The following is a 5,535-nucleotide window of genomic DNA, read 5'->3' as shown; positions in this document are numbered from 1 at the left end:
GTCGTCCGGGGGCCCTTCGGCGATTACGCGGAGCGCGGCGCCCGCCGCCCGCGCGCTACGCCTTCGTCACGTCCTCGACCTCGTCCTCCGGCTCCCGCCCCGGCGTCCGCAGATCGAATCTCGTGATCGCGAAACGGAAGACCACGTAGTAGACGACCGCGAAGCACAGCCCGATCGGGATGATCGCCCAGGGTCTCGTGGCGAGGTTCCAGTTGATGACGTAGTCGATCAGACCGGCCGAGAAGCTGAAACCGTCATGCACCCCGAGCCCCCACGTCACCGCCATGGAGACACCGGTGAGCACCGCGTGCACCGCGTACAGCGCCGGCGCGATGAACACGAACGAGTACTCGATCGGCTCGGTGATCCCCGTGACGAACGAGGTCAGCGCGATCGACAGCATCAGCCCGCCGATCTCCTTGCGCCGATGCGGCTTCGCGCAGTGCGTCATGGCCAGGCACGCGGCCGGCAGCGCGAACATCATGATGGGGAAGAACCCGGACGTGAACTGACCCGCGTCCGGATCGCCCGCCAGGAACATGTTGATGTCACCGTGCACGACCGACCCGTCCGGCTTGGTGAAACTGCCGAACTGGAACCAGATGGGCACGTTCAGGAACTGGTGCAGCCCGATCACCAGCAGCGCGCGGTTGGCGATCCCGAAGACACCCGCGCCCCACGCGCCCAGACTCACCAGCCAGTCGCTGAAGTCCTCCAGACCCCGGCCGATCGGCGGCCACACCCACAGACACAGCGCGGCGAACGCGATCGCCACGAACGCCATGATGATCGGCACCAGCCGGCGGCCGTTGAAGAAGCCCAGCCAGTCGACGAGCCGCGTGCGGTGGTAGCGCTGCCAGAAGTAGGCCGCCATCAGCCCGATCGCGATACCGCCGAACACCCCCGGATTCTGGTACGTGAAGACCGCCACGGTGCCGTCCTGCGCCTGGCAGCCCGCCGCCACCGCCTTCGCCTGGTCCGCGCAGTCCTCGGGGAACTGCCGCAGCACGCTGTAGTAGACGAGAAAACCCGCCGTGGCCGCCAGCGCCGTCGAACCGTCCGCCTTCTTCGCCATCCCGATGGCCACACCGACGCAGAACAGCAGCGGCAGACCGAGCGAACCGTCGAGCAGCGCACCGCCCGCGCCCGCCATCACCTTCGAGACGTTCGTCCAGCCCAGACCGTCGGCCCCGAACACGTCCGGCTGCCCCAGCCGGTTGAGGATGCCCGCCGCCGGCAGTACCGCGATGGGCAGTTGGAGGCTGCGGCCCATCTTCTGCAGCCCCTGGAACAGATCGCTCCACCGGGAGCGCGCGGGCACGGCCGCGCTGTCGGCACTCAATGGATGTCCTCCTGCGTCCCAGGTTTGGCGGCCGCCGAAAACTGGTGTAGACCAGTCAGCGAACGATGAGCGAACGGTCCTCGCTGTCGTGATCGCCATCATTCGGCAGAGCCGACGTGGCCGCTCGCGAAGATGGGCCAACTGTGGGTTACTGCGACAAAGCGCTGCGACAAAGCGGTTCGGATCAGGGAGAAGGACATGGCCAGCAAGGCTGAGAAGATCGTCGCCGGGCTCGGTGGCATCGACAACATCGAAGAGGTCGAGGGCTGCATCACCCGGCTGCGCACCGAGGTCGTCGACCCGAGCAAGGTCGACGAGGCCGCCCTGAAGGCCGCGGGCGCCCACGGCGTCGTCAAGATGGGCACCGCGATCCAGGTCGTCATCGGCACCGACGCCGACCCGATCGCCGCCGACATCGAAGACATGATGTAACTGCCGGGACGCACGTCGACGTCCCACCCGGTCGAGGGGCCGCTTCCTTATACGGGGGCGGCCCCTCACCCGTATACGACTAGGCTCTTCGCCATGTCTCGCATCGACGGCCGCACGCCCGAACAGCTCCGCCCGATCACCATCGAACGCGGCTGGAGCAAGCACGCCGAGGGCTCCGTCCTCGTCTCCTTCGGCGACACGAAGGTCTTCTGCACCGCCTCCGTCACCGAAGGCGTCCCGCGCTGGCGCAAGGGCAGCGGCGAAGGCTGGGTGACCGCCGAGTACTCCATGCTTCCCCGCGCCACCAACTCCCGCGGCGACCGCGAGTCCGTCCGCGGCAAGATCGGCGGACGCACCCACGAGATCAGCCGGCTCATCGGCCGCTCCCTGCGCGCGGTCATCGACTACAAGGCGCTCGGCGAGAACACCATCGTCCTGGACTGCGACGTCCTCCAGGCCGACGGAGGCACCCGCACCGCCGCCATCACCGGCGCGTACGTCGCCCTCGCCGACGCCGTCACCTGGGCCCAGGGCAAGAAGCTCATCAAGGCCAACCGGCAGCCCCTCACCGGAACCGTCAGCGCCGTCTCCGTCGGCATCGTCGGCGGCATCCCCCTCCTCGACCTCTGCTACGAGGAGGACGTCCGCGCCGACACCGACATGAACGTCGTGTGCACCGGCGACGGCCGCTTCGTCGAGGTCCAGGGCACCGCCGAGGCCGAGCCGTTCGACCGCGACGAACTCAACTCCATCCTGGATCTGGCCGTTCTGGGCTGCTCGGAACTCGCTGTCGCCCAGCGCACGGCACTTGATACGGTCCTCGAAAGGTAAAGGACGTACCAAGAACGCCGCAGGTCGCGGGCAACCACGGCACCGGCGGTCGCGTCCTCACAGGTACGGGCGAACGGCACACCGCCGTCTCGCCCGGCCAGTACCGCACGGGGGCCCACAGGCCTACGAAACGGGGCCCTCGGGGGCCTGACACGGGAGGACCGTTCCATGGCCGCGAGCCGCCGCCGACCACGCCGTATCACCGCCGTCGCCGCAGCAGTGGCAGCCGTCGCGCTGACGGCCGGGCTCACCACCGGCTGCGACGCCGTCAACAAGGCGCTCGACTGCGTCCAGACCGCCGACACGATCGCCGACAGCGTCACCGACCTCCAGCAGGCCGTGGAGAACGCCGGCGACGACCCGACGCAGGCCGACGAGGCACTCGACTCGATCGACAAGAACCTCGACACCATCGGCGACAAGACCGACGACACCGACATCAACAAGGCCGTCGACGACCTCCAGAAGGCCGTCGGCAACGTCCGCGACTCCATCAACAACGGCGACGCGACCCCGGACATCAGCCCCGTCACCGACGCGGCGGGCGAACTGACCAAGGTCTGCACCCCGTAGCGGCACCGGCCGGCCCCGCGGGCGGCGAACGATCACGGGCGGCACGCGAACGCATGCGTCCACCTGGCTAGGGTGAGCACCATGACCCGCCTGATCCTCGCCACCCGCAACCCCGGAAAGATCACCGAGCTGAGGGCCATCCTCGCCGCGGCAGAGCTGCCCCACGAACTCGTCGGCGCGGACGCCTACCCGGAGATCCCCGACGTCAAGGAAACCGGCGTCACCTTCGCCGAGAACGCGCTCCTCAAGGCCCACGCTCTGGCCCGGGCCACCGGACTCCCTGCCGTCGCCGACGACTCCGGCCTGTGCGTCGACGTCCTCGGCGGCGCCCCCGGCATCTTCTCCGCCCGCTGGTCCGGCACCCACGGCGACGACCGCGCCAACCTCGACCTCCTCCTCGCCCAGCTCGGCGACATCGCCGACGGACACCGGGCCGCCCACTTCGCCTGCGCCGCCGCCCTCGCCCTGCCCGACGGCACCGAGCGAGTGGTCGAAGGACAGCTGCGAGGCACCCTGCGCCACGCCCCCTCCGGCACCCACGGCTTCGGCTACGACCCGATCCTCCAGCCCGACGGCGACACCCGCACCTGCGCGGAACTGACCCCAGACGAAAAGAACGCGATCAGCCACCGCGGCAAGGCGTTCCGGGAACTGGTACCGGTGGTGAGGGAACTGCTGGGCTGACAGAGCGACGGCCTGTGAACCGATCCTTCGGTTCACAGGCCGTTTGCCGTGCGGCGGAAGGGATTCGAACCCTCAAGCCGTTTCACCGGCCACAGATCCTAAGTCTGCTGCGTCAACCGTTGCGCCACCGCCGCCAGCGCATGCCATCGTACCGGTCAAGTGGGCGACGGTTGGCGGGGGTTTGTGTCCCGCGGCCCACGGGCCCCGGGACACGGGTGTCAGATCTCCAGGTCCTTGATGATCTTGGCGACGTGGCCGGTCGCGCGGACGTTGTACAGGGCCCGTTCCACCTTGCCCTCCTCGTCGACCACGATCGTGGAGCGGATCACTCCCATGTAGGTCTTGCCGTAGTTCTTCTTCTCGCCGAACGCGCCGTACGCGTCCAGGACCGTCTTGTCCGGGTCGGCGACCAGGGTGACCTTCAGGTTCTCCTGCTCGCGGAACTTGGCGAGTTTCTCCGGCTTGTCGGGGGAGACGCCGATGACGTCGTAGCCCGCGCCCGCCAGCAGGTCCAGGTTGTCGGTGAAGTCGCAGGCCTGCTTGGTGCAGCCTGGAGTGAGCGCGGACGGGTAGAAGTACACGATGACCTTGCGGCCCTTGTGGTCGGCAAGGGACACCTCGTTGCCGTCGGCGTCGGGCAGGGTGAAGGCTGGGGCGGTGTCGCCGGGCTGGAGTCGCTCGCTCATCTCGGTTCGGTCTCCTTGCGAGGTGGTGGATACGGAACGAGCGTAATGGGGGTGCCGGGCGGTGCGCGGAGGGCGAAGCTGACAGACTGTCGATCAGGTGCAGGGCCGACAGGAACCGGCCATGGACCGGCCACGGGAAGAAACGACCACGATTACGGAGGCAGCGCGTGTCGGACACGTCGAGCACGCCGGACACCAGGACTCCGGCGCAGATCGAGGCGGACATCAAACGCCGTCGCGAAACCCTCGCCGAGACGCTCGACGAGATCGGTGTGCGGGTGCACCCGAAGACCATCGTCGGGGACGCCAAGGCCAAGGTGGCGTCCAGCGTCGACCACACCCTCGGACGCGCCTACGTCGGCGTGAACCGCGTCGTCGACGACGTGAAGGGCCAGTTCGTCACGGAGGACGGGGCGCCGCGGCTGGACCGCATCGTGCCCGTGGCCCTCGTGGTGGTCGGCGTTGTCGGACTGCTCACCCTGGGCACCAGGCGCTCCGGACGCCCCGGGCGCCGCAGGCGTTGACGGGGGCCGAAGCCTTCCGTACCCCGCCCGCGTACGACTGGCGCGAAGGCAGGTAAATTCGGACCGTGAGTGCCAAGAGGACTGAGCCCAGCAGCCAGCACGACAAGCTGCCCATCCGGATGCTGCACGACCGTGTGCTCGTGCGGCAGGACGCCGCCGAGGGCGAGCGCCGCTCCGGTGGCGGCATCCTGATCCCCGCGACCGCGGCGGTGGGCCGGCGGCTCGCCTGGGCCGAGGTCGTGGCGGTCGGGCAGAACGTACGGACGGTGGAGCCGGGCGACCGGGTGCTGTACGACCCGGAGGACCGTGCCGAGGTCGAGGTGCGCGGCACCGCGTACGTGCTGATGCGCGAGCGGGATCTGCACGCCGTGGCCGCGGACCGGTTCGAGGGGTCCGAGGACTCCACCGGGCTGTACCTCTAGATCTTCAGAAACGTCGGAAGGGGCTGGTGACCATCGTCACC

8 protein-coding genes and 1 tRNA gene are annotated in these 5,535 nt (G+C 68.9%); 6 read left to right on the top strand and 3 right to left on the bottom strand.

Annotation, left to right across the window (positions count from 1 at the left end):
- Window positions 1-55: 55 nt before the first annotated feature.
- Complete coding sequence (locus ACFWGJ_RS41240; RefSeq protein WP_387334096.1) at window positions 56-1,342, bottom strand: PTS transporter subunit EIIC; 1,287 nt, start codon at window positions 1,340-1,342, stop codon at window positions 56-58.
- A 132-nt stretch (window positions 1,343-1,474) separates the two neighbouring features.
- Here ACFWGJ_RS41240 and ACFWGJ_RS41235 point away from each other — a divergent pair, with 132 nt between their 5' ends.
- The 4 genes from ACFWGJ_RS41235 (at window position 1,475) to rdgB (ending at window position 3,862) form a co-directional block, all read left to right on the top strand.
- On the top strand, window positions 1,475-1,774 hold the full coding sequence (locus tag ACFWGJ_RS41235; protein WP_107015989.1) for a glucose PTS transporter subunit EIIB: 300 nt from the start codon (window positions 1,475-1,477) through the stop codon (window positions 1,772-1,774).
- A 93-nt stretch (window positions 1,775-1,867) separates the two neighbouring features.
- A complete protein-coding gene (gene rph, locus ACFWGJ_RS41230; protein WP_387334095.1) occupies window positions 1,868-2,605 on the top strand; it encodes a ribonuclease PH in 738 nt (245 codons plus the stop codon).
- A gap of 168 nt (window positions 2,606-2,773) precedes the next feature.
- Window positions 2,774-3,178, top strand: a complete 405-nt coding sequence (locus tag ACFWGJ_RS41225; protein WP_387334094.1) for a hypothetical protein — start codon at window positions 2,774-2,776, stop codon at window positions 3,176-3,178.
- Window positions 3,179-3,259: 81 nt separating this feature from the next.
- Entirely contained in the window at window positions 3,260-3,862 is a 603-nt protein-coding gene (gene rdgB / locus ACFWGJ_RS41220) for an RdgB/HAM1 family non-canonical purine NTP pyrophosphatase (RefSeq protein ID WP_387334093.1), read from the top strand.
- 49 nt (window positions 3,863-3,911) lie between these two features.
- Here the strand turns inward: rdgB and ACFWGJ_RS41215 are convergent.
- Both ACFWGJ_RS41215 and bcp read right to left on the bottom strand, forming a co-directional pair.
- Window positions 3,912-3,996: transfer RNA gene (locus ACFWGJ_RS41215), tRNA-Leu, on the bottom strand.
- Window positions 3,997-4,080: 84 nt separating this feature from the next.
- Window positions 4,081-4,548, bottom strand: a complete 468-nt coding sequence (gene bcp, locus ACFWGJ_RS41210) for a thioredoxin-dependent thiol peroxidase (protein WP_381833322.1) — start codon at window positions 4,546-4,548, stop codon at window positions 4,081-4,083.
- 167 nt (window positions 4,549-4,715) lie between these two features.
- On the opposite strand from bcp, the gene ACFWGJ_RS41205 reads away from it, so the two are divergent.
- Both ACFWGJ_RS41205 and ACFWGJ_RS41200 read left to right on the top strand, forming a co-directional pair.
- On the top strand, window positions 4,716-5,072 hold the full coding sequence (locus ACFWGJ_RS41205; RefSeq protein WP_381833325.1) for a DUF3618 domain-containing protein: 357 nt from the start codon (window positions 4,716-4,718) through the stop codon (window positions 5,070-5,072).
- 65 nt (window positions 5,073-5,137) lie between these two features.
- On the top strand, window positions 5,138-5,494 hold the full coding sequence (locus ACFWGJ_RS41200) for a co-chaperone GroES (RefSeq protein ID WP_107015997.1): 357 nt from the start codon (window positions 5,138-5,140) through the stop codon (window positions 5,492-5,494).
- Window positions 5,495-5,535: the final 41 nt, after the last annotated feature.

This window comes from Streptomyces sp. NPDC060205, from assembly GCF_042728395.1.
In the GTDB taxonomy this organism is placed as follows: Bacteria; Actinomycetota; Actinomycetes; order Streptomycetales; family Streptomycetaceae; genus Streptomyces.
The sequence above is the reverse complement of the archived record's forward strand: the minus strand, read 5'-3'. Positions and strand labels throughout refer to the sequence as shown.

Excerpts from the sequence above, each read along its gene's own strand:
- ACFWGJ_RS41235 (WP_107015989.1), top strand. The coding sequence starts at position 1,475 with ATGGGCCAACTGTGGGTTACTGCGACAAAGCGCTGCGACAAAGCGGTT.
- rph (WP_387334095.1), top strand. The coding sequence starts at position 1,868 with ATGTCTCGCATCGACGGCCGCACGCCCGAACAGCTCCGCCCGATCACC.
- rdgB (WP_387334093.1), top strand. The coding sequence starts at position 3,260 with ATGACCCGCCTGATCCTCGCCACCCGCAACCCCGGAAAGATCACCGAG.
- ACFWGJ_RS41225 (WP_387334094.1), top strand. The coding sequence starts at position 2,774 with ATGGCCGCGAGCCGCCGCCGACCACGCCGTATCACCGCCGTCGCCGCA.
- bcp (WP_381833322.1), bottom strand. The coding sequence starts at position 4,548 with ATGAGCGAGCGACTCCAGCCCGGCGACACCGCCCCAGCCTTCACCCTG.